The organism is Clostridium sp. CS1-1 (assembly GCF_056135525.1).
Genome location: NZ_CM148680.1, coordinates 4,927,277 through 4,953,190 on the forward strand (window position 1 = coordinate 4,927,277; position 25,914 = coordinate 4,953,190).

27 protein-coding genes and 1 other annotated feature are annotated in these 25,914 nt (G+C 32.0%); of the genes, 13 read left to right on the plus strand and 14 right to left on the minus strand.

Features of this window, described 5'->3' with window-relative positions; translation table 11 throughout:
* Positions 1-11 precede the first annotated feature (11 nt).
* From AC0N0V_RS23350 to asnS, 6 genes are all read left to right on the plus strand, one after another.
* The gene (locus AC0N0V_RS23350; protein ID WP_474461322.1) at positions 12-821 is read left to right on the plus strand and encodes an XdhC family protein; all 810 of its coding nucleotides are present in this window, start codon (positions 12-14) and stop codon (positions 819-821) included.
* A 94-nt stretch (positions 822-915) separates the two neighbouring features.
* The gene (locus AC0N0V_RS23355) at positions 916-1,233 is read left to right on the plus strand and encodes a hypothetical protein (protein WP_474461324.1); all 318 of its coding nucleotides are present in this window, start codon (positions 916-918) and stop codon (positions 1,231-1,233) included.
* 113 nt (positions 1,234-1,346) lie between these two features.
* A complete protein-coding gene (locus AC0N0V_RS23360; RefSeq protein ID WP_474461326.1) occupies positions 1,347-1,724 on the plus strand; it encodes a RidA family protein in 378 nt (125 codons plus the stop codon).
* A 1,093-nt stretch (positions 1,725-2,817) separates the two neighbouring features.
* Entirely contained in the window at positions 2,818-5,442 is a 2,625-nt protein-coding gene (gene adhE / locus AC0N0V_RS23365; protein ID WP_474461327.1) for a bifunctional acetaldehyde-CoA/alcohol dehydrogenase, read from the plus strand.
* A 170-nt stretch (positions 5,443-5,612) separates the two neighbouring features.
* Positions 5,613-6,110 carry a methylated-DNA--[protein]-cysteine S-methyltransferase gene (locus AC0N0V_RS23370; protein ID WP_474461328.1) on the plus strand — a complete coding sequence of 166 codons (498 nt, stop codon included), beginning with the start codon at positions 5,613-5,615 and terminating at the stop codon, positions 6,108-6,110.
* A gap of 38 nt (positions 6,111-6,148) precedes the next feature.
* Positions 6,149-6,402 (plus strand) — a binding site (T-box leader).
* A gap of 59 nt (positions 6,403-6,461) precedes the next feature.
* Positions 6,462-7,853: an asparagine--tRNA ligase gene (gene asnS, locus AC0N0V_RS23375; RefSeq protein WP_474461329.1), complete on the plus strand. Its 1,392-nt coding sequence runs from the start codon at positions 6,462-6,464 to the stop codon at positions 7,851-7,853.
* A gap of 146 nt (positions 7,854-7,999) precedes the next feature.
* Here asnS and AC0N0V_RS23380 read toward each other — a convergent pair whose 3' ends face one another.
* Positions 8,000-8,719, minus strand: a complete 720-nt coding sequence (locus AC0N0V_RS23380; RefSeq protein WP_474461330.1) for an alanyl-tRNA editing protein — start codon at positions 8,717-8,719, stop codon at positions 8,000-8,002.
* A 344-nt stretch (positions 8,720-9,063) separates the two neighbouring features.
* On the opposite strand from AC0N0V_RS23380, the gene AC0N0V_RS23385 reads away from it, so the two are divergent.
* From AC0N0V_RS23385 to AC0N0V_RS23415, 7 genes are all read left to right on the plus strand, one after another.
* The gene (locus AC0N0V_RS23385) at positions 9,064-9,312 is read left to right on the plus strand and encodes a TM1266 family iron-only hydrogenase system putative regulator (RefSeq protein ID WP_474461332.1); all 249 of its coding nucleotides are present in this window, start codon (positions 9,064-9,066) and stop codon (positions 9,310-9,312) included.
* Positions 9,313-9,325: 13 nt separating this feature from the next.
* Positions 9,326-10,522, plus strand: coding sequence for a [FeFe] hydrogenase H-cluster maturation GTPase HydF (hydF, locus tag AC0N0V_RS23390; protein ID WP_474461334.1), 1,197 nt, complete (start codon positions 9,326-9,328; stop codon positions 10,520-10,522).
* Between the two features lie 263 nt (positions 10,523-10,785).
* The gene (locus AC0N0V_RS23395; protein WP_474461335.1) at positions 10,786-11,274 is read left to right on the plus strand and encodes a dUTP diphosphatase; all 489 of its coding nucleotides are present in this window, start codon (positions 10,786-10,788) and stop codon (positions 11,272-11,274) included.
* Between the two features lie 103 nt (positions 11,275-11,377).
* Positions 11,378-11,809 carry a DMT family transporter gene (locus tag AC0N0V_RS23400; RefSeq protein WP_474461336.1) on the plus strand — a complete coding sequence of 144 codons (432 nt, stop codon included), beginning with the start codon at positions 11,378-11,380 and terminating at the stop codon, positions 11,807-11,809.
* Positions 11,810-11,974: 165 nt separating this feature from the next.
* Positions 11,975-12,868 (plus strand): selenium metabolism-associated LysR family transcriptional regulator, encoded by an 894-nt coding sequence (locus tag AC0N0V_RS23405; RefSeq protein WP_474461337.1) that lies wholly within the window; start codon positions 11,975-11,977, stop codon positions 12,866-12,868.
* Positions 12,869-12,947: 79 nt separating this feature from the next.
* Positions 12,948-14,147 carry a S8 family serine peptidase gene (locus AC0N0V_RS23410; protein ID WP_474461338.1) on the plus strand — a complete coding sequence of 400 codons (1,200 nt, stop codon included), beginning with the start codon at positions 12,948-12,950 and terminating at the stop codon, positions 14,145-14,147.
* 227 nt (positions 14,148-14,374) lie between these two features.
* A complete protein-coding gene (locus AC0N0V_RS23415) occupies positions 14,375-14,884 on the plus strand; it encodes a ferritin (RefSeq protein ID WP_474461340.1) in 510 nt (169 codons plus the stop codon).
* A 64-nt stretch (positions 14,885-14,948) separates the two neighbouring features.
* On the opposite strand, the gene AC0N0V_RS23420 is transcribed toward AC0N0V_RS23415, so the two are convergent.
* The 13 genes from AC0N0V_RS23420 to AC0N0V_RS23480 all read right to left on the minus strand — a co-directional run bounded on the left by AC0N0V_RS23420 (position 14,949) and on the right by AC0N0V_RS23480 (position 25,891).
* Positions 14,949-15,896 carry a phosphoglycerate dehydrogenase gene (locus tag AC0N0V_RS23420; RefSeq protein ID WP_474461341.1) on the minus strand — a complete coding sequence of 316 codons (948 nt, stop codon included), beginning with the start codon at positions 15,894-15,896 and terminating at the stop codon, positions 14,949-14,951.
* Between the two features lie 128 nt (positions 15,897-16,024).
* A complete protein-coding gene (locus AC0N0V_RS23425) occupies positions 16,025-16,873 on the minus strand; it encodes an acetyl-CoA carboxylase carboxyltransferase subunit alpha (protein WP_474461342.1) in 849 nt (282 codons plus the stop codon).
* 43 nt (positions 16,874-16,916) lie between these two features.
* The gene (gene accD, locus AC0N0V_RS23430; protein WP_474461344.1) at positions 16,917-17,792 is read right to left on the minus strand and encodes an acetyl-CoA carboxylase, carboxyltransferase subunit beta; all 876 of its coding nucleotides are present in this window, start codon (positions 17,790-17,792) and stop codon (positions 16,917-16,919) included.
* Between the two features lie 36 nt (positions 17,793-17,828).
* Complete coding sequence (locus AC0N0V_RS23435; protein WP_474461345.1) at positions 17,829-19,175, minus strand: acetyl-CoA carboxylase biotin carboxylase subunit; 1,347 nt, start codon at positions 19,173-19,175, stop codon at positions 17,829-17,831.
* Between the two features lie 24 nt (positions 19,176-19,199).
* Positions 19,200-19,655: a 3-hydroxyacyl-ACP dehydratase FabZ gene (gene fabZ, locus AC0N0V_RS23440; protein ID WP_474461346.1), complete on the minus strand. Its 456-nt coding sequence runs from the start codon at positions 19,653-19,655 to the stop codon at positions 19,200-19,202.
* 35 nt (positions 19,656-19,690) lie between these two features.
* Positions 19,691-20,224 (minus strand): acetyl-CoA carboxylase biotin carboxyl carrier protein, encoded by a 534-nt coding sequence (accB, locus tag AC0N0V_RS23445; RefSeq protein ID WP_474461347.1) that lies wholly within the window; start codon positions 20,222-20,224, stop codon positions 19,691-19,693.
* 1 nt (position 20,225) lies between these two features.
* Positions 20,226-21,458, minus strand: coding sequence for a beta-ketoacyl-ACP synthase II (gene fabF / locus AC0N0V_RS23450; protein WP_474461348.1), 1,233 nt, complete (start codon positions 21,456-21,458; stop codon positions 20,226-20,228).
* 32 nt (positions 21,459-21,490) lie between these two features.
* Positions 21,491-22,237: a 3-oxoacyl-[acyl-carrier-protein] reductase gene (gene fabG / locus AC0N0V_RS23455; RefSeq protein ID WP_474461349.1), complete on the minus strand. Its 747-nt coding sequence runs from the start codon at positions 22,235-22,237 to the stop codon at positions 21,491-21,493.
* 15 nt (positions 22,238-22,252) lie between these two features.
* Positions 22,253-23,188: an ACP S-malonyltransferase gene (fabD, locus tag AC0N0V_RS23460; RefSeq protein ID WP_474461350.1), complete on the minus strand. Its 936-nt coding sequence runs from the start codon at positions 23,186-23,188 to the stop codon at positions 22,253-22,255.
* A gap of 14 nt (positions 23,189-23,202) precedes the next feature.
* Positions 23,203-24,150, minus strand: a complete 948-nt coding sequence (gene fabK, locus AC0N0V_RS23465; protein ID WP_474461351.1) for an enoyl-[acyl-carrier-protein] reductase FabK — start codon at positions 24,148-24,150, stop codon at positions 23,203-23,205.
* A gap of 42 nt (positions 24,151-24,192) precedes the next feature.
* Positions 24,193-24,417, minus strand: coding sequence for an acyl carrier protein (locus AC0N0V_RS23470; RefSeq protein WP_474461352.1), 225 nt, complete (start codon positions 24,415-24,417; stop codon positions 24,193-24,195).
* A gap of 24 nt (positions 24,418-24,441) precedes the next feature.
* Positions 24,442-25,422 carry a beta-ketoacyl-ACP synthase III gene (locus AC0N0V_RS23475; RefSeq protein WP_474461353.1) on the minus strand — a complete coding sequence of 327 codons (981 nt, stop codon included), beginning with the start codon at positions 25,420-25,422 and terminating at the stop codon, positions 24,442-24,444.
* Positions 25,415-25,891, minus strand: coding sequence for a MarR family winged helix-turn-helix transcriptional regulator (locus AC0N0V_RS23480; RefSeq protein WP_474461354.1), 477 nt, complete (start codon positions 25,889-25,891; stop codon positions 25,415-25,417). The genes AC0N0V_RS23475 and AC0N0V_RS23480 overlap by 8 nt, the downstream gene beginning before the upstream one ends.
* Positions 25,892-25,914: the final 23 nt, after the last annotated feature.

Sequence of the window (25,914 nt, forward strand, 5' to 3'; positions counted from 1 at the left end):
GTGGATAAGTTATGGAAGAAGAAATACTAAGACAAATTTATGAAAGTCTTCGTAATGGAGAAAAAGTAGCTTTAGCTACTATAACTCAAATAATGGGTTCCACTCCAAGAAAAACAGGAGCTATCATGGCTATCTGGAAAGATGGTAGAATTTTGGGCTCTGTAGGCGGTGGAAAAATTGAAAATGCAGTTATTACTAAGGCTATAGATTGTATAGAGAAAAGTGAAGATACCTATTTTGAATATAAATTAAATGAGCAAGGAGAATTAGGGATGCAGTGTGGCGGCGATGCTAAAGGATTTATAAAAGTTTTTAAACCAAAGCCTAGATTAATAATAGTCGGTGGCGGCCATACTGGTAAGCATCTATTTAAACTTGCTAAAACAATGGGTTTTTATACTGTTATTTTTGACGATAGGGAAGAATTTGCAAATGAAGAAAGATTTAAAGGTGCTGACGAGATTATAGCAGGAGATTTAGGTCATAATTTATCTAATTATTATATAACAGAGGATACCTATATTGTACTTGTTTCAAAAGGTCATAAAACTGATATCGACTCCCTTAGAGCAGTAATCGGAAGAGGTGCTGCTTATATTGGGATGATGGGCAGTGCTAAAAAAACCATATTAGTTATAGAAAAGTTAATGTCTGAAGGATTCTCTAAAGAAGAATTAAAAAAAGTATATATTCCTATTGGATTGAACCTTTCTGCAGAATCGCCAGAAGAAATAGCCTTCGGTATATTAGCAGAAATAATGTTAGTTAAAAATAAGGGTTCTTTAAATCATAGAAAAGACTTAAAAAATATAAAGCTTTAAATATATTTATATGATATGAAAATTAAATCAGATAAGATTGGAATTTCCTCTGATTTTTAGTTATATAGAAGCAAATCTTATCAGAGGTGATCGTATGAGAAAAATAAACACTTGGGAAGCTGTAGGTTCGATGTTATGTCATGATATAACTCAAATTATACCTAGTAAGAAAAAAGGTGTAGCCTTTAGAAAAGGTCATGTAATAGAAGAGGATGATGTTACTCCTACAGCTATAAAAAACTCCGGTGCAGAGATTGTTACTTATGGTACTCCAGTTCTCCCTGGTTCAATGTTTTTACTTGCTGGAGAAAAGTTAAATAAATACGACTTGGCATCCTATGGTCATGGTGGACTATGTATGGACTGCGAAGAATGCAGTTTTTCCAATTGTACTTTTGGTAAAGGTGTATAATAAGCGTAATCTTTATAAATCAAACAAACTTAATAATTACACAGAATTACTATAATAATTCTGTGAATTAAATATATCAATAATTTATTAAAATAACAGGAGGATTTTACATTATGGAAAAGCAATTAATAAGCACAACAAAAGCACCTACAGCTGTAGGTCCTTATTCTCAAGCTGTTAAGGTAGGAAATCTACTATTTACATCAGGTCAAATTCCACTTGATCCTGTAACTGGTGAATTAGTTTCTGAGAATATAACAAAGGCTACTGAAAGATCACTAGAGAATGTTAAGGCAATATTAGATGAAGCTGGTACAAGCTTTGAAAAAGTAATAAAAACAACTGTATTCGTAAAAAACATGAGCGACTTTGCTGCAGTAAACGAAGTTTACGCTAAATATTTTCAAGCTCAATTACCAGCGAGATCTTGTGTGGAAGTAAAACTTCCAAAGGATGCCTTAGTAGAAATAGAAGTAATTGCTTTAGTTTAATAATTAAGATCTAATTGAAACGAGTGAACTCTATTGTTCGCTCGTTTTTAGTTTTCAAAAATGACTTATCCTTTTAGTACTTTCTACACCTGTCGTTCTTTAGCAACTTATCATAATGATAATTGATTATCATTATGATAAGTATCGCAATCCCTGTGAATATCTCATCTCAACAATTAATTAAATTTTAAGAAAATCCACTTATCAATTTGATAAACATTCTATGTTTAATCAATATTTTATAATCTTAATCAAAATGATATCAGTACCTCATTAATACCTAAAAGCCCTTAAAAGCCTTATATTTAACGGTTTTGTATCTATTAAAGTAAATTTAATTCTTAAGCTTATGTATTGGCACATAACTTGCTTTATATAATTTCGAAAGTACATAAATAAATTCATTTTTAGCCTCTCTTTATTACTGACCCCTTTCATAGTAATAAAGAGTCATTTTTCCAAACCATTTGTGAAGATCCTAAGTATTTGCTTAATGATAAAACTTAGAGATCAGTTCTTGGTAAAGTGGAGTAGAATTCGGTCCCCTTACTGATATCTACTCCATTTTTATCACTTTATAAGTTTAGCAAATAACAAAAAATTAATATTAAAGTAGTTTTTGTAAACATATATATCTATAATTTTGCATCTTAGTTAATTATTTAACACCAATTATTTACTATTTAACTCCTCATTACTCCTAATACAAACAGCTATACTTTCAATATACAAACTTAAAAAATCTAATTTTCTTATAATGATATTAACTATTCAATGTGCTCTAATACTTGTATTGTCAATCGAAACTTCCTTTATGTTTTTTATACAAGGAACTAACAACCTAAAAGTCAAATCCTTATCTCAACATTAAGATTTATGAAAACGTTTATACACTTATTTCTAAAAAAAACTCAAAATTTATCCATTTATTGATTGACATTTAACAAACAATAGCGCATAATAATAGCATAAGGTGAGTACAGGAATTAAATATTAAATTAAATAATTTATCTCATCATATTAAAACGACTAAAGATTAAATTGGAACTCAAATAGATATTATTACTGAAAACTTAAAAAGGGGTGTTTTAAAATGAAGGTAACAAATGTTGAACAATTAATGAAAAAATTAGAAGAGGTAAGATATGCCCAAAAAATATTTGCTACTTATAACCAGGAACAAGTTGATGAGATCTTTAGACAAGCTGCTTTAGCTGCAAATAATGCAAGAATCAAGCTTGCCAAAATGGCTGTTCAAGAATCAGGAATGGGAATAATTGAAGATAAGGTTATCAAAAATCACTTTGCTTCTGAATATATATATAATAAGTATAAAGATGAAAAAACATGTGGGATTATAGAAGAAGATGGTGCTTTTGGAATGAAGAAAATTGCAGAACCAATTGGAGTTATTGCAGCAGTAGTTCCAACTACTAATCCAACTTCAACTGCAATTTTCAAAGCATTAATAGCTTTGAAAACCAGAAATGCTATAATTTTTTCACCTCATCCAAGAGCAAAAAACTCAACTATAGCTGCGGCTAAATTAATCCTTGATGCGGCAGTTAAGGCTGGTGCTCCAGAAGGAATAATAGCTTGGATAGATGAACCATCAGTTGAACTTTCACAGGTTGTAATGAGTCAAGCTGACATCACTCTTGCAACAGGCGGCCCAGGAATGGTTAAGGCTGCTTACTCATCAGGTAAACCAGCAATAGGTGTTGGTGCTGGTAATACTCCAGCTATAATAGACGAGACTGCTCATATTAAAATGGCTGTTAACTCAATACTTCTTTCTAAAACTTTTGATAATGGTGTTATATGTGCTTCTGAACAATCAGTTATAGCTTTGGACTCAGTATATGACGAAGTTAGAAAAGAGTTTGCAGAAAGAGGTGCTTATATTCTTAATAAAGAAGAAATAGATAAGGTTAGAAAAGTAATATTAGTAAATGGGTCTTTAAATGCAAAAATAGTTGGTCAATCAGCTTACAAAATCGCTGAAATGGCTGGGGTTAAGGTCTCCGAAACAGCTAAGGTTCTTATTGGAGAAATCGAATCGGTTGAACTTGAAGAGCCATTCTCACACGAAAAGTTATCACCAGTTTTAGGTATGTATAGAGCATCAAACTTTGAAGATGCACTAAAAAAAGCTGAAAGGCTCGTTGAACTAGGTGGATTTGGACATACTTCAGTATTATATGCTGATACAATGAAGGCTAAGGATAAAATTGAAAAATTTAGCATTGCCATGAAAACAGGTAGAACAATAATAAATATGCCTTCAGCTCAAGGTGCTATAGGAGATTTGTATAACTTTAAACTAGCCCCTTCTCTAACACTTGGTTGTGGATCATGGGGCGGTAATTCCGTATCTGAGAACGTTGGCCCTAAACATCTATTAAACATTAAAAGTGTTGCTGAAAGGAGAGAAAATATGCTTTGGTTTAGAGTCCCAGAAAAAGTTTACTTCAAATATGGTAGCCTTGGTGTTGCATTAAGAGAATTAAAAGATATGAATAAGAAAAAGGCATTTATAGTAACCGATAAGGTTCTTTACGAATTAGGATATTGTGATAAAGTTACAAGAGTTCTTGATGAAATAGGTGTTGATTACAAGATATTCACAGATGTAGAACCAGATCCAACTCTAGCAACAGCTAAAAAAGGTGCTTCGGAACTACTAAACTATAATCCAGATACTATTATAGCTGTCGGTGGTGGTTCAGCAATGGATGCTGCTAAAATTATGTGGGTAATGTATGAACATCCAGAGGTGAAATTTGAAGACCTTGCTATGAGATTTATGGATATAAGAAAAAGGGTTTATACCTTCCCTAAAATGGGTGAAAAAGCTATGATGATTTCAGTAGCAACATCTGCTGGTACTGGTTCAGAGGTTACTCCTTTCGCAGTAATAACTGATGAGAAGACAGGAGCTAAATATCCGCTAGCTGACTACGAGCTAACTCCAGATATGGCTATAGTTGATGCTGAGTTAATGATGGGTATGCCAAGGGGATTAACTTCTGCATCGGGTATAGATGCTCTAACTCATGCAATTGAGGCTTATGTATCGGTACTTGCTTCAGAATTTTCTAATGGACTAGCATTAGAAGCAATAAGACTAATATTTAAATATTTGCCACAAGCTTATAATGAAGGAACAACTAATATAAAAGCAAGAGAAAAAATGGCCCATGCCTCAACTATAGCTGGTATGGCATTTGCAAATGCATTCTTAGGAGTATGTCATTCAATGGCTCATAAATTAGGTGCTGCTCACCATATACCACATGGGGTTGCAAATGGTTTATTAATAAATGAAGTTATAAGATTTAATGCAGTGGATAATCCAAGAAAGCAAGCTGCATTCCCACAATATAAGTATCCAAATGCTAAGTTTAGATATGCTAGAATAGCTGATTATCTTAAACTCGGTGGAAATACTGAAGATGAAAAAGTTGAATTATTAATACAAGCTATAGATGAATTAAAAGCTAAAATAAATCTTCCAATGACAATAAAAGAAGCTGGAGTTACAGAGCAAAAATTCTATGCTACTCTAGATGATATGTCAGAGCAAGCTTTTGATGATCAATGTACTGGAGCTAATCCAAGATATCCATTAATAAGCGAACTTAAACAAATGTATATAAATATTTTCGATAAGGCAGATGTACTTAAGGAAGCTGCTGCTACAAAAGAAGAAAAATAAAATCCGCAAACTAAACATAAGAGCTGAGGAAATATCTCAGCTCTTATGTTTAGTTTTAATTAAATATGTAACACATATAATAAATTTCTTAATAAATCTTATAGACAACTTTATTTTGTTTATTATAAACTATTAATATATTAAAATTTATATATTTAAGGTGATAAATTATGAATAAACTATTTGTAGCATATTACTCATCTCCTATTGGTACTATACAAATAAATGGCTCTGCTATAGGCATTACATCACTTGATTTTATAGAAGAAGATATTAAAAGTACTGATGTCCCTGAATGCCTAAAAGAATGTATTAATCAAATAGATGAATATTTTAGAGGAATTAGGACAGAATTTACAGTAAATCTACAAATTGAAGGAACAGACTTTAGAAAAAAGGTATGGAGAAAACTTTTAGATATTCCTTATGCCGAAACTCGCTCATATCTAGATATAGCAGAAGCAATAGGTAATAAGAAAGCAGTAAGAGCAATAGGTGGAGCCAATCACAATAATAAGATAAGCATAATTATACCTTGCCATAGGGTTATTGGTAGCAATGGTGACTTAATTGGATATGGCGGTGGTCTTTGGAGAAAGGAATGGCTCTTAAATCACGAAAAACAGTTTAAAACGTTAAATCAAAAGAACAATGTTATTGACATATAATTCTAAAAATATTATAATTTTAAAATAAACTATAATACTTAAAAACTATGACGAGAAGAGTAAATATAGAACTTATTCAAAGCGAATTGGTGATGGTGAAAGACCAATAATTAAGGCTATATCGAAGAACATCTCTGAGTTTCTAACCGAAATCTTTAATAGAAAGTAGGCTTAGAGGTCTCCAAAACCTTACATTTGGATAACAAAAGGTTAAAAATCCTTTGTTTATTAAAGTTGGTCATATATTGACAAATTGGGTGGTACCGCGAAACTTAAGTCTTTCGTCCCTTTGAGGATGAAAGGCTTTTTTTATTTGATATATAATAATATTATACCGAAGGGAGAAAAAACATGGAATTAACATTAATAAAACAACTTTACAGAGAAACTGAAAAATTTGCAGATAAAGATGTGAAACTTTCAGGTTGGGTTAGAACAGTAAGAGACTCTAAAACATTTGGGTTTATTGAATTAAATGATGGAAGCTTCTTTAAAAATGTTCAAGTAGTTTTCGAGGATAAATTAGATAACTTTAAAGAAATGACTAAACTTCCTATTAGCACTACACTTGCAGTAGAAGGTACTGTTGTACTTACTCCAGATTCAAAACAACCTTTTGAAATTAAAGCAACTAAGTTAACAGTAGAAGGAAATTCATCATCAGATTATCCTCTACAAAAGAAAAGACATACTCTCGAATACTTAAGAACTATAGCTCACTTAAGACCTAGAAGCAACACTTTCTCTGCGGTTTTTAGGGTTCGTTCTCTTGCAGCATATGCTGTTCACAAGTTCTTTAACGAGAGAGAGTTTGTGTATGTGAACACTCCAATAATCACTGGTAGCGATTGTGAAGGTGCTGGTGAAATGTTTAGACTAACTACGCTTGATATGCAAAACGTCCCAAAGGATGAAAAGGGAAACATAGATTTTTCACAAGACTTCTTTGGAAAAGAAACTAATCTTACTGTAAGTGGTCAGTTATCTGCTGAAACTCTAGCTCTTGCATTTAGAAATGTTTATACTTTTGGACCAACATTTAGAGCAGAGAATTCTAATACAGCAAGACACGCTGCTGAGTTCTGGATGATTGAACCTGAAATGGCATTCGCAGAATTAAAAGACTATATGGATGTAGCTGAAGATTTAGTTAAGTATGTTATAAAATACGTAAGAGAAAATGCGCCTGAAGAAATGGAGTTCTTTAACTCATTTGTAGATAAGGAGCTATTTGCAAGACTAGACAATGTAGTTACTTCAGATTTTGGTAGAATTTCATACACAGAAGCTGTTGATATATTAAAGAAATCCGGACACGAGTTCCAATATCCTGTTGAATGGGGTATTGATCTTCAAACAGAACATGAAAGATACCTAACAGAGCAGGTATTTAAGAAACCTATATTTGTTACAGATTATCCAAAAGATATAAAGGCGTTTTATATGAGACAAAATGAGGATGGAAAAACTGTTGCAGCTGCTGACCTACTTGTGCCTGGCGTAGGTGAAATAGTAGGTGGAAGCCAAAGAGAAGAAAGACTAGACGTTCTTGAAAAGAGAATAGAAGAAATGGGACTTAATAAAAATGATTACTGGTGGTATTTAGAATTAAGAAAATATGGTGAAACTAAGCACTCAGGTTTTGGTCTTGGATTCGAAAGAATACTTATGTATATGACAGGAATGTCTAATATTAGAGATGTTATTCCATTCCCAAGAACTACTGGTTATGCTGAGTTCTAAAATTATTATATAAAATTTATCCCCTAATATAATCAAACTATATTAGGGGTTTTTTCAATTTTTCTTTATACTAAATAAACAATAGCTATTAGTTATAAAAGCATATGAACTTTATTAAAATTATATATTAAAGTTATTTAATAATTCTACTCTATCTCCATATAAATTCTTTTATTATTTTTTCCTTTACTCTTGTAATCCACAAGCTTAATCCTTCCTACTTCCTTAGTTGAAGCTACATGAGTTCCTCCATCAGCTTGCAAATCAAGTCCTTCAAGTTCAACAGTTCTTATTTCTGTTATTCCCTCAGGTAGTAAGTTTATTTTAGTACGAATCAAATCAGGTATTTTAAAAGCTTCTTCTCTTGGGAGTATATTTATCTTAACTTTTCTATCCTTATTTATCTCCTCATTAACTCTTATTTCTACTTCCTCTACAAAAGCTTTATCAAAAGTATAATTATCTAATTCAAAGTCCATTCTTCCTTTAAGAGGTTCCATATCCCCTCCGGTAACAACCCCTTTGTATTCATTCCAAATTACACCACAAAGTGCATGCATAGCAGTGTGAGTTCTCATAAATTTATAACGATTCTCCCAATCTATTTTTCCACTTACATTGGTACCTAATGCAGGAAGTTCTCCTTCTATATAATGTAATACCTTATCTCCTTTTTTCTTTACACTTATAACCTTAAAGGTTTTATCCATTGAAAATAGTTCTCCAAAATCACATTTTTGTCCACCACCAGCAGGATAGAATGCAGTCTTATCCAATTCTATGTACTTTTCCTCTTCATTAATCTCAATAACTTTTGCTTCAAACTCCTTTAAATAGCTATCCTTTTGGTAAAGTAACTCAGTCATAAAAATTCCTCCAATCAAATAATTTATCTACTTTTGTATGAGGTTTAATCCTTCACATCATATATTAATTATAGCACTTATTTCCACAATTAAACAAATAATTAAAAGATTCATTCAATTAATCTTAAAATATGCATAATACTCATTTGACAGTATCAAATAATATACACTATAATTAACTTAATTAATCTGGTTTACTAGAATTCTCTGGTACTTTAGATTTTGGAACCTTATTTTTTAATTATCTAATTGCAAGGAGTCGTCTACGCAAAAAGGATAAAGGAAACCTAAGCATTACCTTTGGCCTTTTGCCAAAGTTTTTTTATTTTGGAGGTGTTTTATTTATGGATAAAAGAATTGGTGTCGTTGGTATAGTCATAGAAGATATTAAAAATGCTTTGAAAGTTAATGATATATTACACTCTTTTGCTCATATAATTGTTGGTAGAATGGGTATTCCTTATAAGGAAAAAAATATATCAGTTATTTCTCTTATAGTTGATGGAACTTCAGATGAAATAAGCGCAATGACTGGAAAGCTTGGAAAAATTGATGGAGTAAATGTAAAATCTGCAATAACAAAAAATAATTAAAGGGGATATGAAAATGCAAGATACACCTAAAGCAAATAGACTTCATATAGCTATATTTGGAAAACGAAATGCCGGAAAATCAAGCTTAATTAATGCATTAACTGGACAAGAAATAGCTCTAGTCTCAGACTTTGCAGGAACCACTACAGACCCTGTCTATAAAGCGATGGAACTTTTACCTTTAGGTCCTGTAGTTATTATAGATACAGCTGGCTTAGACGATACAGGTGAGATAGGGGAACTTAGAGTAAAGAAGACAAAAGAAGTTATGGATAAAACAGACTTAGCACTATTAGTTCTAACTCCAGAGTCCTCCGATTTAACATTAGAGCGTGAATGGCTTGAAGAATTAAAAGAGAGAAAAATACCTGTTATAGGAGTCTTAAATAAGATAGATTTAGAAGGTATGAATATAGAATCTCTAAGTAGAGCTTTTGATATACCACTCATAGGGGTTAGTGCCATACATAAAAGAAATATAGGAAAACTGAAAGAATCTATTCAGATTAATGCTCCAATAGATTTCGAACTACCTACTATACTTGGTGACATAATAAAAGCTAAAGATACCGTAGTACTTGTTGCGCCTCAAGATATTCAGGCACCTAAAGGAAGACTTATACTTCCTCAAGTTCAAGTGATTAGAGATATACTTGATAACGATGCCTTAGCACTTACTGTAAAAGATACAGAACTTATTGATATACTAAAAATAATGAATAGAAAGCCAGATTTAGTGGTAACTGATTCTCAAATATTTAAGAAAGTAAATGATATAATCCCTAACGATGTTCCTCTTACCTCATTTTCCATACTTATGGCTAGATATAAAGGTGACTTGGAAATATTGGTTAAAGGTGCTAGATCTATTAATAACTTGAAACCAGGAGATAAAGTACTAATTGCAGAGGCATGTACTCATCATGCTTTAAAAAATGATATTGGTAGAGAAAAGATTCCTAATTGGCTTAAAGATAAAGTTGGCGGCGACTTAGATATAGTAGTAAATGCTGGGGTAGATTTTCCTGAAGATTTATCTGACTATAAACTCATAATTCATTGTGGTTCTTGTATGTTTAATAGAAAACAATTTATGACGAGACTTATACGTGCTTCTGAACAAAATATACCTATAACCAATTATGGAATCGCTATAGCGCACTTAAACGGGATTCTAGATAGGGTTACTCAAGTTTTTAATATCCTGTAATCTAACACTACATTAGCTTAAAATAAAAAGCGAAACCTTGTATATATTAAAGGTTTCACTTTTTATTTTAAATATTATATCATACTAGTTAAAAAACAAGTTATTTTAATAATTTTAAAAAAATTTTTATGTAACCGTTTGTATATTGTTTCAATGTCTTTCAAATTTAGATAAAATATATATGTAGGATAAATTAAAGATTTGTCAAATATTCTAATAATATTTTATCTGATTATAAGGATACAGAAAGGCGGCCTCATTATATGAATCTAGCGAAACTATTTGAATTACAAAAAAATTTAGATGAACGCATAAGAGAAAATCATGGACTTCACGGAGAATCGTTGCTTTCAAAAAAAGTATTAGCCTTACAAGTTGAACTTGCAGAACTTGCGAATGAGACGAGATGTTTTAAGTTTTGGAGTGATAAACAACCATCTGACAAAAAAGTTATTTTAGAAGAATATGTTGATTGTCTTCACTTTATTTTGACTTTAGGTATAGAAGAAAATTTTACTGAAATAGAGATTGACGATAAAGAACTTCTTCAATATGACTTAACAGCTCAATTTTTAAATTTATACATTGATATAAATGATTTTATTACTTGCTCTTCTAAAGATCAATATATAACTTTATTCGAAGATTTTTTAGTTCTTGGTAAAATATTAGGATTTAAACCATATGAAATAGAAGCAGCTTATTATGAAAAGAATGACATTAATCATAAAAGACAAGATGAAGGATACTAATCCAAAGAAAAACCTATGATTTTAAACATAGGTTTTTTTCTTTGGATTTTTTAATAATAAATAATTAGTATGGTTAAACTAAACTTGGGAAGGTGATAGCAGAATGTTTGGTATAATATTTTCAATAATAGCTGGAGTCTGCATGAGTTTTCAAGGTGTTTTTAATACAAGACTAGGCGATAAAATTGGTATATGGGAAACTAATGCTTTAGTTCAGGGAATTGGATTAGTTGTAACAACAATTTGTTTGCTAGTGCTTGGAAATGGAAGCTTTAAAAATATAAAAAATGCAAATAAATTATATTTATTAGGCGGAGTGCTAGGTGTAGCTATAATATACACTGTAATGCAAGGAATTAAGTCCTTAGGCCCTACTTGTTCTATCTCAATTATTTTAGTTGCACAATTGACTGCCGCAGCATTAATCGATGCCTTAGGCCTTTTTGACACACCTCAGGTCAAATTCGGAATAACAAAAATTATAGGTGTTGTTATAATGATTATAGGTATTCTAATATTTAAATATAAGTGCTAATAAGGCTGATGTTATTCATCAGCCTTATTTTGTTTTAAATATTTCTAGTATATGTTAGACTAAAGTATGCTATGTATATATAATATATATGTACATGTTTGTAAACGTACTATATATCAATTTTAATAAGCAAAACATTTAATATATATCTGGGGGGATAACTAAATGGATTTTAAACAAATAGAGGCATTTATTAATGTAGCTAAATTTAAGAGTTTTTCAAAAGCGGCAACTTCAAGCTTCTTGTCACAACCTGCTATTAGTTCTCATATAGCTAGCTTAGAAAAAGAATTAAGCGTACAACTTTTTGACAGAACTTCTAAGGAAGTGCTCTTAACGCCAGCCGGTGAATCATTCTTAAAATACGCTTTAGATATATTAAACACTAGAGATAAAGCCATTTTTAGTATTATAAATTTTAATGAGACCATAAATGGCAAACTTAAGTTATCCGCTAGTACTACACCTTGTAATACTATAGTTCCTAATCTAATAAAAGAGTTTAACAAATTATATCCTGAAGTTTCATTTGATGTTACAGAACAAAGCTCAGGCGAAATAATTGAAGATATAATTAAATTTGATTGTGAAATAGGTCTTGTTGGAGAACTTGTAAATGACGAAAAAATCAAAAGCTATAAACTAATTGATGATGATTTAGTTGTAATATCTTCCCCTTCATTAAATATTCCTGATTCAGTTAGTATTCAATTTTTATCTAACTACAAATTTATTTTAAGAGAAGAAGGATCTGCAACGCGTAAAACCTTTGAAGATGCTCTAAGAAAACAGGGCTTTGATATTTCAAATATCGATATTCACTTTGAAGTAAATAACTTAGATACTCTTTTTCAATTTGTGAAAAATGGACTAGGTGTTTCAGTAATATCAAGGCATGTATTAAGGGATTACATATCACTTGGACTTATAAAAGAAAGTCAAATAGAAGATTTATTTCTAAAAAGGTATATATACTTAGTCACTAGCTGCAAAAGAACACTTACACCAACAGCAAAAGCCTTTTTTAACTTATGTAAGGAAATTTATAAATTAAATTAAAAATTAATTCTATTAGTAGCACATATATTATAAACTAATATTATAATATATAATGGAATTAATTTTTAAGGAGCGATAGATGTTTTCCTTTAAGAGCAAATTAGATCCTGATTTAAAAATATCCATAGATAAAAAACACTATAAAAATTATAGAGTAATAATACACTGTAAGACTTTGTCAGAAAGCATTGAAAAAAAAGTTAAAACATATAAGGGAAATATAGTACACTATATTCCCTTTATAAATTGTATTTGTGCTATTTTATCAGCTAATGCTATAGAGAGAATACTAGAGTTCCCTCAAGTAGACTATATTACCTTAGACACCTGTGCAGTTTTATGTGGAGGTAGGAGTATTCTTGCTTCTAATGGTGTTACCTTTCAAGAGCGATATAAGCTAACCGGGAAAAATATATGTATAGGCTTAATAGATAGCGGTATATATCCTCATGCAGATATGTTAAACCCTAAAAACAAAATAAAAAAATTCTTAGACATTATAAATGAATACAAGTATCCTTATGATGATAACGGGCATGGGACTGCTATGACTGGAATAATATGTGGAAGTGGTTACCTTTCAAAAGGTGCAAATAAAGGGATTGCTGAAGGCGCTTCCCTATATTCTATTAAGGCTTTTAACAGTATAGGAAAAGGGTATGTATCTGATATCTTATTCTCTATACAAACACTCATAAGTGAAAGAGAGGAACATAATTTAAAGGTAATATGTCTTCCCTTCGAACTGTTATCTAATGATTATTTTATTACATCACTATTTTCTAAACTATTTTATATTGCGGTGACACATAACATAACTATTGTTGTCCCATCTGGTAATAATGGTAACAGTGAAGGAAGTATAATTGGTATTGCAACCTTAGATAACTGTATCACTGTTGGAGGCATAGATACTAATTACAAGCCTCCCAAATCTTATAAGTACTCTTCTTCAGGGCCATTTGCCAAGATAGAGAAACCAGACTTATCAGCAGCAGCTGTAGATATATTGTCTATGAATTGTAACATAAATTATATATCAGAAAAAAACGGAGTGAAAATGTATCCTAGAACATTAGAAATACCTTATATTAGCTATAGCGGAACTTCTTGCGCAGCCGCATATATTAGTGGAGTTTGCGCCCTGCTGTATGAAAATAATCCTGATTTATCATTTAAAGACTTACTTTCTCTACTAAAGGTATCTTGTACCTTCCTGGATATGTCTAAATGGATTCAAGGTTCAGGGATGGTTGACTTAAACAAATTATTACCTTAAATATAATTTAAAGTTTATAAATATAAAAGTGATTGGTAGAATTTTTCTCCAATCACTTTTATATTTATAAAGATTTATTTAAATCCTTATAATATTTTATATCGCTTTTACTTAAAATAAATTAGTAAAATAATAATATTATATTTTAAAATTATGAAATATGTGGTAATATTAATTAAATATAAATATTACTTGATAATTATTATTTATTTTGAGGAGGAAACTTTATGTTAAGTGAAAAACTAATGAAAGCAATAAACGATCAAATAAACTATGAATTTTACTCTGCTAACTCATATATTGCTATGCAAGCATATTGCGCAGCAAATGACTTAGATGGCTTTGCAAACTTTTTTAAAGTTCAAGCTCAAGAGGAAAATTTTCATGCCATGAGGTTTTTTGATTACTTGAATCAAATGGGGGGCAGAGTTACAATTGAAGCACTTCCAGCCCCTAATAATAACTTCGAATCGATTTTACATACCTTTAAAGAAGGTTATGAACACGAAAGAACAGTTACTCAAAGAGTTTATAATCTAATGAACATTGCAACTGATGAAAGAGAACATGCAACTATAAGCTTACTTAAGTGGTTCATAGATGAGCAAGTAGAAGAGGAAACTACCTTCAATACCTTGGTTAAAAGGTTAGAAAGAACTGCTGATGATCCGGCTGGTCTTTATATGCTAGATTCAGAATTAGCAACAAGGGTATTCACACCGCCTACGACTGTTTAGGTCTAATATAATTAAAATCGAAAAAAGGTGAACATATTAAAAATTAATATGCTCACCTTTTTATTTAGTATCCCTTTTGTAAATTAACTATATTTATTAGTTCTTTGTTTTCTATATACTTACTCATATTATCATATATCAAATTAAATCTTCTTGCATTTCCCATCTCTGAGATCCATGAATTATGAGGCGTAACTATTACATTTGGTAACTCCCATAAAGGGTTATTTTTATCTAGTGGCTCTACTTCCACTACATCAAGTGCCGCACCAGATATCTTACCTTTTTGTATATTTTTAATTAAGGACTCTTCATCTATAATCGATCCTCTAGCTACATTTACAAGATATACTCCATCTTTCATACTTTTAAACCTATCTTCATTTAATAAGTGGTGTGTTTGTTTAGTATATGGTATAGTAACTACTACAACATCACTTAAAGATAATAGTTCATCTATTTTACTTGAAGGAAAACAATCATGAAAATATTCCACATTTCTTCCTTCTGTATTTAAACCTAAAACTTTAACCTCAAAACCACTGAGCCTCTTTGCAGCTTCCACCGCAATGCTTCCTGTACCAATAAAGCCTACAGTTTTACCATGTAACTCCAAAATACTTGTGTCCATCTTCCAAGTCTTTTCTCTTTGATTATTATATAACTTTAAACTATGTTTAAACATCTCTAAGATTTTTAGCACAACCCATTCTCCCATAGGTATGCTATATCCACCTTTATTATTCGTGATACTAATATTAGTATCTTTAACATAATCTAATGGCAATTGGTCTATACCTACGCTTGATAACTGAATCCATCTTAAGTTCTTCATATTAGTTATGTCTAATGTTTTAAATGGATTATAGCATACTAAAACCTCTGTATCCTTTAACTCATCATTATATCTTATTTCTTTTTCACCTATAATTGTTATATCATATCCTAGTTCTTCTATTCTCTTCATGTTAGATTTACCATAATCATAGGTAAATAGAGCCTTAACTCCCATAACCTTCACCCCATTTAATATAAAAATATAAAGCAGCCTTTTATAAAAGCTACTTTAAATATATTTAATATATTGTCATTATTGTCAATTAATTACAATGACCTACTTCTTAGAATAATTTCTAAGCTTTAAACTTCAATATACTTGCCCATATTTCTAAATCTATCGTATCTTTTTTCAAGTAACTCATCAATAGATTGTTTTTTTAATATTCCAAATGACTCAATTAACTCTCTTTTTATAGATAAAGACATTTTGTCTACATCTTTATGAGCCCCGCCTGATGGTTCCTTAATTACCTTATCTACAATGCCATAGTCATTTAAGTCTTTAGCTGTAATTTTCATAATTTCAGCAGCTTCCTTTGCTCTAGAAGCATCTTTCCAAAGTATGGTTGCAAAACCCTCTGGAGACAATATTGAGTACACAGAGTTTTCAAGCATCCAAACCTTGTCTGCTACTGCAAAAGCTAATGCTCCACCACTTCCACCTTCACCTATAACCAAAGATATTATTGGTGTTCTTAAATTTGACATTTCTATAAGATTTCTTGCGATTGCTTCTCCTTGACCTCTTTCCTCTGCTCCTATGCCTGGAAATGCTCCTGGTGTATCAACAAAACACACAACAGGTCTGTTAAATTTTTCTGCTTGTTTCATAAGCCTAAGACCTTTTCTATATCCTTCAGGATTTGGCTGCCCAAAGTTTCTTTTTATATTTTCAGTTGTATTTCTTCCTTTTTGATGTGCAATTATAGTAATAGGCTCTCCATTTAACAATGCAATACCGCCTACAACTGATGGATCGTCTCCAAAGTATCTATCACCATGGAACTCTATAAAGGAATCGAAAATTCTCTCTATATAGTCAAGTGCGGTAGGTCTTTCAATCATTCTTGCTAAAGATACCCTTTCCCAAGCAGTTTTGCTTTCAAATTTTTTGCTCAAAATTTGTTGTACCTTTTCTATCTTTTCCATACGAGCGCTTCCTTTCCTCAGAAAATATATTCATACTCAAATATTATCTATTTCGATCATGAATTGTAAGTATCTTTTTTAATGTGCTTTTTAATTCGCTCCTAGGAACTATCTTATCTACAAAACCATGTTCTAACAGAAATTCTGCTTTCTGAAACCCTTCAGGAAGTTTTTGTCTTATTGTTTGTTCTATAACTCTCTTGCCAGCAAATCCAACTAAAGTACCTGGTTCTGCTAAAATAATATCTCCAAGCATCGCAAAACTTGCTGTAACTCCACCTGTTGTAGGATCTGTAAGTATAGATATATATAACAAACCCTCTTTATTTAGCCTACCAATAGCTGCACTTACCTTTGCCATCTGCATTAATGAGAACATTCCCTCTTGCATTCTTGCTCCACCAGATGTAGTAAAGATTATTAATGGTAACTTTAACTCTATGGCATTCTCTACAGCCCTAGTAATCTTCTCACCAACTACAGAGCCCATACTTCCCATCATGAAATGACTATCCATAGCACAAATAACTAAATCTATACCATTTAATCTTCCCCTACCCGAAATCACTGCTTCATTCATACCAGTTTGATGCTTCATTTTTCTTATTTTTTCTTCGTATCCATTAAAATCAATAGGGTTAGTTGAATTGATATTATGATCAAACTCACTAAATGTATCTTTGTCTATAATAAGGTTAATTCTTTCTCTTGCTGTTAGTCTAAAATGGTGCCCACAGTGACTGCATACTTTGTTATTATCTTGTATATCACTTTTATATAATACTTTTCCACAACCCTCACATTTTACCCACATACCATCTGGAATGCTAGGTTTTTTATCTGGATCTTCTTCTTTTCGTCTTAATGATTGTTGACTTACAGTAATATATTTCGTCTTCTTAAAAAATTTATTTAACAAGTTTTCACCTCCAGTCAGAAATACACTAAAAGTTTATTATGAAATTTTAAAGTTATTTTCTATGAATTTTGTATCATAAGTTCCTTTTATAAATTGTTCACTATTTATAAGCTCGAATTGAAAATCAATATTTGTGTGAACTCCTTCTATTAAGAATTCTCCTAATGCTCTTCTCATTTTACAAATAGCCTCTTCTCTAGTCTTACCATGAACTATCAATTTCGCTATCATAGAATCATAGTATGGAGGTATTACATACCCTGAGTATACAGCACTATCAATTCTAACGTTAAATCCACCCGGTAAATAAAGATCTTCTATTTTTCCTGGTGAAGGCATAAATCCTCTACTAGAGTCTTCAGCATTAATTCTACATTCAATAGAATGACCATTTAAACTTATATCATCTTGAGTAAATCCTAATTTTTCTCCTGCTGCAATTTTAATCTGTTCTTTTATTAAATCTATACCAGTAATCATTTCAGTTATAGGATGTTCTACTTGGATACGAGTATTCATTTCCATAAAGTAATAATTATTATTTTTATCTAATAAAAACTCTATTGTTCCTGCATTATTATAATTAACTGCTTTAGCTGCACGAATAGCCGTTGCTCCCATTGCTTCTCTTAATTCTGTTGTCATTATAGGACATGGAGCTTCTTCTATCACTTTTTGATTTCTTCTTTGCATAGAACAATCTCTTTCACCTAGATATACTATGTTTCCAAAATTATCCCCTAATATTTGAATCTCAACATGCTTAGGATTTTCTACAAACTTTTCGACATATATAGTATCATCTCCAAAAGCAGCTTTTGCCTCTGCTTTTGCATTCTCATATGACCTTATAAGTTCATTTTCTTCTCTAACTATTCTTATTCCACGTCCTCCACCTCCAGCAGAGGCTTTAACCATTACAGGATACCCTATCTCCTTCGCAGTTTTAATTAATTCTTTTTCACTACTTATAGCTCCTTTAGAACCTGGAACTATAGGTACTCCTGCCTTAATCATAATATCTCTTGCATTAGACTTATTTCCCATATTATCGATGCACTCAGGATCTGGTCCTATAAAAGTTATATTACATTCCTTACACATCTTTGCAAATTTGCTATTCTCTGATAAGAAACCAAATCCAGGATGAATAGCCTGTGCACCTGTTAAAACAGTCGCACTAATTATATTTTGTATATTTAGATAGCTATCTTTTGCTGCCGCTGGTCCAATGCATACAGCCTCATCTGCCATTTGAGTATGAATTGCATCCCTGTCCGCTTCTGAATAAACGGCTACAGTTTCAATACCCATTTCCCTGCAGGCTCTTATTATTCTTACTGCTATTTCCCCTCTATTTGCAATTAATATCTTATTAAACACTTTTACACTTCCATTCCCAACACTCTAATTTTTGTCACCTATCATAAACATTATTTCAGCTTCAGCAGCCTTTTTATCATCCACATATGCTACTGCAGTTCCTATACCTGCTGGTCCTTTAATCTTTATAATTTCTACTTCTAGCCTTAAAGTATCCCCAGGAACAACCTTTTTTCTAAATTTAGCTTTGTTTATTCCACCAAAGAAGGCGATTTTTCCCTTAAAACTTTCTTGACTTAAGATAGCTACTGCTCCCGCCTGTGCTAAAGCTTCTATAATAAGTACTCCAGGCATGACAGGTTCTTCTGGAAAATGTCCTTGAAAGAAATATTCATTCATAGTTACATTTTTATATGCAGTAACCTTTTTGCCTGGTTCCATATAAGTTACTTTATCAATTAATAAAAATGGATATCTATGAGGAATAATTTCTTTTATTTCCTTTACTCCAAAATTAACAACAAAATCCATATTCTCCATTATTGTTCCTCCTAATGCATATATATCAAATATTGCTATTGAATCTTTATTTTAAACATTGCCTGGCCATACTCTACCATTTGTTCATTGTTAACTAAGATTTCTACAATTTCTCCATCTACTTCACTTTGAATTTCATTCATAAGCTTCATAGCTTCTATAATACAAAGAGTATCGCCTTTTTTAACCTTTGATCCTAATTTCACATAGGCAGGTTTATCCGGACCAGAAGACTCATAAAAAGTACCAACAATAGGTGAAGCTACTTCTTTTATATTTTCATCATGAGTTATCTTTTTATCATTTTCTTCAACATTCTCTCTTGTTGACTCAATTAAATTTTCTTTATTAGGTTGAGTCTTTACCACAATCTTATCCTCAATTATCTCTTGTATGGGATTCTTTGATTCTTCTATCTCAGTGTTCAAATGGTGTTTTTGTTGTCTTTGAGAATCGGCTTCTCCCTCTTTTCTCATAACTATAGATATACCATTCCAGTTAACTTCTAAATAACCTAATTTAGAGTCGTCCATAGTTTTTATCATACCTTGAATTGCATTAAAATCCATATTACTCACTCCACTTTTTTAATAAAATTACAGCGTTATGTCCACCGAAACCTAAGGAATTTGACATCGCATATTTAAGTTCTGCACTTCTACCTTCATTAGGAACATAGTCAAGATCACATTCTTCATCTTGTACCTTATATCCTGCAGTTGGAGGTATAAATCCTTCTTTTAAAGCCTTAATACATGCTATTGCTTCTACAGCACCAGCTGCCCCCAATAAATGACCTGTCATAGACTTGGTAGAACTTATAGGAATATTTTTCGCGAAGTCTCCAAATACCCTCTTCACTGCAGCAGTTTCTGACTTATCATTGACCTCAGTACTTGTTCCATGTGCGTTTATATATGATACTTCTTCCTTATTTATTCCTGCTTCCTTTATAGCCAGTTCCATAGCCTTTGCAGCACCTTCAGGATTTGAAGCAGTTATATGATATGCATCACAAGTAGAACCATACCCAACAACTTCAGCATATATAGTAGCTCCTCTTTGCTTTGCATGTTCAAGAGATTCCAATACTAATATTCCTGAACCTTCTCCCATAATAAATCCATTTCTTTCTTTATCAAAAGGAATAGATGCTCTATTAGGATCTGTGCTTTTAGATAATGCTGTTAAAGAAGTAAATCCTGCAATAGCTAATGGAGTAATTGATGCTTCAGTTCCTCCTGCTATCATTATATCAGCTAAATCATTTTTAATGGCATGAAAAGCTTCTCCTATAGAGTTTGTTCCTGTAGCACAAGCTGTTACTACTGTTGAACATATTGCTCTTGCACCAAATCTAATTGCTATGTTTCCTGCAGCCATGTTACCTATAATCATAGGTATAAATAGTGGTTGAACTCTTCCTGGTCCCTTTTCTAAAAGTTTTGTTTGTTCCTTTTCTATTGTTCCGATTCCGCCAATTCCTGAACCAACTATAACTCCAAATCTATCTTTATCTATATTTTCTACATCTAACTTCGAATCCTCTACTGCTTGAATAGCTGATGCCAATGCAAATTGACAGAATGTATCCATTCTCTTTGCTTCTTTTTTATCTATATATTTTATAGGATCAAAATCCTTAACTTCAGCGGCTAGCTTTGCCTTAAAGTTTTCTGTGTCAAAAGACTTAATGAAATCTATACCATGAACTCCATTTCTTACATTATTCCAAAACGTATCTACATCATTACCTACTGGTGTTACTGCTCCCAATCCCGTAACTACAACTCTTCTTTTCATTGACAATTCACCAACCTTTTACTTAATTTAATTTACATAACCATTCCACCATCAACATTTATTACTTGACCAGTAATATAATCTGAAGATGGAGAAGCTAAAAAAGCTACTAAATTTGCTACATCTTGAGCAGTACCAAATTTCTTTAGAGGTATATTATTTAGTGTACTTTCCTTAACTTTATCTGATAAAACTTCTGTCATATCTGTTTGAATAAATCCCGGCGCAACGGCATTTACATTAATTCCTCTTGAAGCAAGCTCTCTTGCAGCAGATTTAGTCATACCTATTATACCAGCTTTTGCAGCGGAGTAGTTTATTTGGCCGGCATTACCTGATACTCCAACTACTGAAGATATATTTATGATTTTTCCACTTTTTTGTTTCATCATTATAGGTGTTGCATGTCTTATGCAGTTAAAAGCACCTTTTAAATTTACCTCTATTACTTTATCAAAATCTTCTTCTTTCATTCTTAGAATTAGTCCGTCCTTTGTAATCCCTGCATTATTAACAAGTATATCCAAAGTTCCAAAAGTTTCAACAGCCTTTTTCATAATATTTTCAGATTCTGAAAATACACTAACATCTCCTTGAACAGCTATTGCCTTACTTCCTTTGCTCTCTATTTCTTTTATTAATTCTTCAACAGAACTTGAATTACTTCTATAGTTTATAACAATATTTGCCCCTAACTCCGCTAGCCCTAAAGCAATCGATCTTCCAATACCACGGCTAGCTCCTGTGACTATTGCAGTTTTTCCTTTTAAACTTTCCATCTACCATTCTCCATTCTATTTCTGTAATTTTTCTATAGTAGCATTTAAAGATTTTAAGTCCTGTACATTTAATGTCACAGCTTTTCTATTGATTTTTTTAACGAATCCACTTAATGTTTTTCCTGGGCCAATCTCTATAAATGTATCTACACCCATATCCATCATTGTTTTTATACTCTTTTCAAAAAGTACTGAAGTCATCACTTGTCTTTTTAAGTATGGCTTTATATTTTCTTTGTTATCTATAACTTCTCCCGTTACATTAGTTACCACAGGAATCTTTAAATCACCTATAGAAATATTATTAAGTTCTTCTTCTAGTTTATCTGCCGCAGGACTTAACATTGATGTATGGAAAGGTCCACTTACTGAAAGTAATATAGCTTTCGCTGCTCCCTTTTCCTTAGCCTTTTCACAAGCCGCTTCAACAGCTTTCACTTCTCCAGCAATTACGATTTGTCCTGGACAATTTAAATTAGCCGGCTCGACTACACCTATACTTGAACACTCATTACATACTTCTCTTATTTTCTCTTCATCTAATCCAAGGATAGCAGCCATAGTACCAACTCCTTGTGGTACTGCTTCCTGCATATATTTTCCTCTCTTTTTAACTAGCTTAACAGCTTCTTCAAATTCTATTACACCACCATAAACTAGCGCAGAATATTCCCCAAGACTTAACCCTGCCGTAACATCCGCTTTTATTCCTTTACTCTCCAATGCCTTTAATGCAGCAATACTTGTTGTCAAAATAGCTGGTTGGGTATTTTCTGTAATATTCAATGCCTCTTCAGGTCCTTCAAAACAAATATTGCTTATTGAGAATCCAAGAGCCTTATCAGCGCTCTCAAAAACATTTCTACATACATCTATATTATCATATAATTCTTTTCCCATGCCAACGTATTGAGCTCCCTGGCCTGAGAATAAAAAAGCTATTTTACTCATATTTTCCTCCAAGGTTATCCTATTTGAAATATCTTATGTACTCTTTTTAAATGCATTTCTGCTTCATTAAACATTTCCTCTATAATTTCACTACAGCTTTGTTCTTTGCAAACAAGTCCTGCAATTTGACCAGCCATAACAGAACCATTATCTATATCTCCCTGACGAGCAGCCTTAGAAAGCGCACCTCTACCAAGTTCTTCATATTTCTCTAGTGCTGCTCCATCCTTCTCTAATAATTGGAATTGTCTAGTAAGCTTATTTCTTATAACACGCACTGGATGACCTGTAGCTCTACCAGTAACCTGAGTATCTATATCTTTTGCAGCTATTACTCTTTTCTTATAATTTTCATGAACAGTACATTCATTAGCTACTAAAAACCTAGTTCCAACTTGTATTCCTTCAGCCCCTAACATGAATGCTGCTGCTGCACCTCTTCCATCACCTATACCACCTGCTGCAATTACAGGAATATTTACAGCGTCAACCACTTGAGGAACTAAAGCCATTGTAGTAAGCTCTCCAATATGACCACCAGACTCGCAACCTTCTGCTATAACAGCATCTACACCTGATCTTTCCATTCTCTTTGCTAATGCAACTGAAGGAACAACAGGTATAACCTTTATACCGTGACTTTTCCACATTTCTATGTACTTTCCTGGGTTACCTGCTCCTGTAGTAACAACCTTAACGCCTTCTTCACAAACCATCTTAGCAACAGCTTCAGCTGTCTCACCTAAAAGCATTATATTAACCCCAAAAGGCTTATCAGTTAAACTCTTAGCCTTACGTATCTCGTCTCTAACCCACTCTAACGGAGCATTACCTGTTATAATGCCTAGTCCTCCTGCATTTGAAACTGCGGCTGCTAAAGAACTATCTGCAATCCAAGCCATTCCTCCTTGTATAATAGGGTATTTTATTCCAACCATATCGGAAAACACGGAATTAATCATAACTCATCCTCCTGATTTTAATTAATAAATTAGTATTTTATTCTATTGCTCTACTCTTTCTTCAACAAACTTAACAGCCTCAGCTACTGTCTTAATTGATTCTGCATCCTCTATTTGTATTCCAAACTCTTCTTCTATCTCTATTATTATTTGGAAAAGATCTAAAGAATCTACTCCTAATTCATCAAAAGAAGTATCCATACTTATATCACTTTCATTTAATCCTAATTGTTCTATTACTATTTCTTTTACTTTTTCAAATACCATTTTATCCTCCATATACCAGCTTATTTACCACTGAATTATTAGACCACCATAAGTTAGTCCTCCGCCGAATCCTATAAGTAAAATTTTATCTCCAGCTTGAAGTAAGTTATTCTGTACCATATCATCTAATGCAATACCCACGCTAGCTGCAGATGTATTTCCAAATTTATTTAGGTTTAAATAAAACTTTTCTTCACTTATACCCAATTTCTTAGCTGCTGATTCTATTATTCTATAGTTAGCCTGATGTGGAACTATATATTTTATATCCTCTAATGAGCACTTTGCATCCTCTAGAAGTTTTTCTACTCCATGTGCTATAATTTTTACTCCAAATTTAAATATTTCTCTTCCATTCATTCTTATCGCAGCATCTACTTGCTTATCTAAATACTCTTCACTTACGTATGGATTTTTCACTGGAATTGCATTAGTTGTTAAATATTGACCCTTACTGCCATCTGAGCCTCTATAAATGGATAATACACTTTCAACTTCAGAAGCTTTTAGAACAGCTGCCGCTGCGCCATCACCAAATAATACACATGTATTTCTGTCTTGCCAGTTAACAATTTTAGAAAGTGTTTCTGCGCCAATGACTAATACAACCTTTGAACTTCCTGCTCTTATAAATTGTGTTGCAATATCTAATCCATAAACAAATCCTGAACAGGCTGCTGAAATATCAAAACAAGTAGCATTTACAGCTTTTATACTACTTTGCACCATACATGCAGTAGATGGAATGAAACTATCTGGTGTAGCTGTTCCTACAATAATTAAATCTATATCCTCAGCTTTTATACCTGCATTTTCTATAGCCTTTAATGCTGCTTTTGAGGCCATAACAGATGTATCTTCTCCTTCAGATATTCGTCTTTCTCTTATACCTGTCATGTTGCTTATCCATTCATCGTTAGTATCAACAATACAGGATAAATCTTCATTACTTACAATTTTTGAAGGTACATAGCTCCCTGTACCTATAACCTGCACCTTATTCATTGCTAATCTCCTTTAAGTTAATTTTTAATTTGTACTTAGACTTAAAAAATTCATTAACTTTACCCAAAGACTTAACTAAAATTCCTTCTTCTTCTTCAGTAAGCCCTTCTATTGTAGCCTTCACCATGTCAGTATGGAACTTTTCATGAATTCTATAAGCGAGTTTTCCTTTTTTAGTTAGCCGAATATGTACAATTCTTCTATCTTGTTCACACTTTTTTCTTTCTACATATCCCTTTTTAACTAGATTACTTATAGCTGTCGTTAGTGTTCCTAATGTTATATTAAGATCACCAGCTACTTCTGTCATAGTCCTTGGCTTATACATGCCTATAGCCTCAATAGTATGAATTTCTGTAACAGATATGTCACTAAAAGCACCAGATTTAAGAGCTTTTTGTTCTATTTGTAATATATCATTAAAAGTACTTACTAAAAGTTCATTTAGAATACTTATACAATTGCTCACTAAATCACCACTTTAATAATATT

Bases quoted from the DNA above. Each gene is read 5' to 3' on its own strand.
- fabK (WP_474461351.1), bottom strand. From the start codon at position 24,150: ATGATTAATTCCGTGTTTTCCGATATGGTTGGAATAAAATACCCTATT.
- AC0N0V_RS23470 (WP_474461352.1), bottom strand. From the start codon at position 24,417: ATGGTATTTGAAAAAGTAAAAGAAATAGTAATAGAACAATTAGGATTA.
- AC0N0V_RS23395 (WP_474461335.1), top strand. From the start codon at position 10,786: ATGAATCTAGCGAAACTATTTGAATTACAAAAAAATTTAGATGAACGC.
- AC0N0V_RS23400 (WP_474461336.1), top strand. From the start codon at position 11,378: ATGTTTGGTATAATATTTTCAATAATAGCTGGAGTCTGCATGAGTTTT.
- AC0N0V_RS23360 (WP_474461326.1), top strand. From the start codon at position 1,347: ATGGAAAAGCAATTAATAAGCACAACAAAAGCACCTACAGCTGTAGGT.
- AC0N0V_RS23410 (WP_474461338.1), top strand. From the start codon at position 12,948: ATGTTTTCCTTTAAGAGCAAATTAGATCCTGATTTAAAAATATCCATA.
- AC0N0V_RS23355 (WP_474461324.1), top strand. From the start codon at position 916: ATGAGAAAAATAAACACTTGGGAAGCTGTAGGTTCGATGTTATGTCAT.
- AC0N0V_RS23350 (WP_474461322.1), top strand. From the start codon at position 12: ATGGAAGAAGAAATACTAAGACAAATTTATGAAAGTCTTCGTAATGGA.
- AC0N0V_RS23405 (WP_474461337.1), top strand. From the start codon at position 11,975: ATGGATTTTAAACAAATAGAGGCATTTATTAATGTAGCTAAATTTAAG.
- fabG (WP_474461349.1), bottom strand. From the start codon at position 22,237: ATGGAAAGTTTAAAAGGAAAAACTGCAATAGTCACAGGAGCTAGCCGT.
- fabF (WP_474461348.1), bottom strand. From the start codon at position 21,458: ATGAAAAGAAGAGTTGTAGTTACGGGATTGGGAGCAGTAACACCAGTA.
- hydF (WP_474461334.1), top strand. From the start codon at position 9,326: ATGCAAGATACACCTAAAGCAAATAGACTTCATATAGCTATATTTGGA.
- AC0N0V_RS23415 (WP_474461340.1), top strand. From the start codon at position 14,375: ATGTTAAGTGAAAAACTAATGAAAGCAATAAACGATCAAATAAACTAT.
- asnS (WP_474461329.1), top strand. From the start codon at position 6,462: ATGGAATTAACATTAATAAAACAACTTTACAGAGAAACTGAAAAATTT.
- AC0N0V_RS23475 (WP_474461353.1), bottom strand. From the start codon at position 25,422: ATGAATAAGGTGCAGGTTATAGGTACAGGGAGCTATGTACCTTCAAAA.
- AC0N0V_RS23370 (WP_474461328.1), top strand. From the start codon at position 5,613: ATGAATAAACTATTTGTAGCATATTACTCATCTCCTATTGGTACTATA.
- accB (WP_474461347.1), bottom strand. From the start codon at position 20,224: ATGGATTTTAATGCAATTCAAGGTATGATAAAAACTATGGACGACTCT.
- AC0N0V_RS23380 (WP_474461330.1), bottom strand. From the start codon at position 8,719: ATGACTGAGTTACTTTACCAAAAGGATAGCTATTTAAAGGAGTTTGAA.
- AC0N0V_RS23425 (WP_474461342.1), bottom strand. From the start codon at position 16,873: ATGGAAAAGATAGAAAAGGTACAACAAATTTTGAGCAAAAAATTTGAA.
- fabD (WP_474461350.1), bottom strand. From the start codon at position 23,188: ATGAGTAAAATAGCTTTTTTATTCTCAGGCCAGGGAGCTCAATACGTT.
- AC0N0V_RS23385 (WP_474461332.1), top strand. From the start codon at position 9,064: ATGGATAAAAGAATTGGTGTCGTTGGTATAGTCATAGAAGATATTAAA.
- fabZ (WP_474461346.1), bottom strand. From the start codon at position 19,655: ATGGAGAATATGGATTTTGTTGTTAATTTTGGAGTAAAGGAAATAAAA.
- AC0N0V_RS23420 (WP_474461341.1), bottom strand. From the start codon at position 15,896: ATGGGAGTTAAGGCTCTATTTACCTATGATTATGGTAAATCTAACATG.
- adhE (WP_474461327.1), top strand. From the start codon at position 2,818: ATGAAGGTAACAAATGTTGAACAATTAATGAAAAAATTAGAAGAGGTA.